Source organism: Nocardia testacea NBRC 100365 (genome assembly GCF_000308775.1).
GTDB lineage: Bacteria > Actinomycetota > Actinomycetes > Mycobacteriales > Mycobacteriaceae > Nocardia > Nocardia testacea.
On sequence record NZ_BAGJ01000073.1, the window covers coordinates 1 to 1,636 of the forward strand.

General features: G+C 66.4%; 1 protein-coding gene. It reads left to right on the top strand.

What is annotated here, in order from left to right:
• The first annotated feature begins 21 nt into the window (after nucleotides 1-21).
• Entirely contained in the window at nucleotides 22-1,311 is a 1,290-nt protein-coding gene (gene tyrS / locus ON38_RS09320) for a tyrosine--tRNA ligase (protein WP_039824050.1), read from the top strand.
• Nucleotides 1,312-1,636: the final 325 nt, after the last annotated feature.

A 1,636-nucleotide genomic window follows, 5' to 3' on the forward strand; every position in this document is an offset into this window, starting at 1 on the left:
GACGTAGGCGAAGATGGAGCCGTGAGCAGCGACATCATCGACGAACTGACCTGGCGCGGTCTGATCGCGCAGTCCACCGACCTCGACGCGCTCCGGGAGGCGCTGGGCTCGGGCCCGCGCAATCTCTATGCCGGTTTCGATCCCACCGCGGCCAGTCTGCACGCCGGTCATCTGGTGCCGCTGCTGGCGTTGAAACGCTTCCAGCGGGCCGGGCACCGGCCGATCGTGCTGGCCGGCGGCGCCACCGGGTTGATCGGTGACCCCCGCGATGTCGGTGAGCGCACGATGAACTCCGCCGACACCGTCGCCGCCTGGGCCGACCGGATCCGTTCGCAACTCGAGCGGTTCGTCGACCTGGACGATTCGCCGACCGGCGCGCTGATCGTGAACAACATGGACTGGACCGGCTCGCTGAGCGCGATCGATTTCCTGCGCGATATCGGCAAGCACTTCTCGGTGAACGTGATGCTCGCCCGCGATACCGTCAAGCGGCGCCTGGAGGGGGAGGGCATCTCCTACACCGAGTTCAGCTACATGCTGTTGCAGGCCAACGACTACCTCCAGCTGCGCCGTACGCACGACTGCGTGCTGCAGGTCGGCGGCTCGGACCAGTGGGGCAACATCATCGCCGGAGTGGAACTGAACCGCCGGGTGGACGGTGCCGCCGTCCACGCGCTGACGGTCCCGCTGGTGACCTCGGCCGACGGTAAGAAATTCGGCAAATCCACCGGCGGCGGCAGTCTCTGGCTCGACCCGGAGCTGACCAGCCCCTACGCCTGGTACCAGTACTTCGTGAACACCGCCGATGCCGATGTCGTGCGGTACCTGCGCTGGTTCACCTTCCTGGATCGCGCGGAGCTGTCCGAATTGGAGCAGGCAACCGCCGAACGCCCGCACGCCCGCGAGGCGCAGCGCCGGCTGGCGGCGGAGATGACCACGCTGGTGCACGGAGAAGAGAACACCCGCTCGGTGCAGCTGGCGAGTCAGGCGCTGTTCGGGCGCGGTGAACTCCGAGAGCTCGACGAGCCGACCCTGGCCGCGGCGCTGCGTGAGGCGGCCGTGGACGGGAAGGTCGCCGAGGTCGTGCCCGGGGCGGACACGATCGTCGATCTGCTGGTGGCCTCCGGTTTGTGCGAAAGCCGTGGCGCGGCCCGTCGAGCGGTCAACGAAGGGGGCGCATCGGTAAACAACGAGCGCGTGAAGGACCTCGACTGGACCCCGGAAAGCAGCGACTACCTGCACGGACAATGGCTCGTATTGCGCCGTGGCAAGCGGAATTTCGCGGGTGTCCGGCGGGCTTCCGGAAATTGATCTTGGTGGGCTGGGTCACACTTCGGCGATCCAGCCCGCCCGATCGCCTCTCGGCAAGCCTCTGAACTGCGTAAACGCCCTGCCGAAGTGGCGATTTGACGTAGCGTTCCCCGCCGCGTAACTTATTCAACGTCAGAGCGACACGGACACCGACCAGGGGCCCGGAGCGAGGCGGAAACGCCGAGCCGGAGGGACCAGGGACAACGAGGTAGTACGAGGAGCGCCTGACAGGCCGGCCGAAGAGCGGAGTTTGACTCTGAGCCACTGGACGGTTAAGCTAGAAAACCTGCCCCATTGAAGCCCTGGTTGAGTCCAGTCGCTGAAA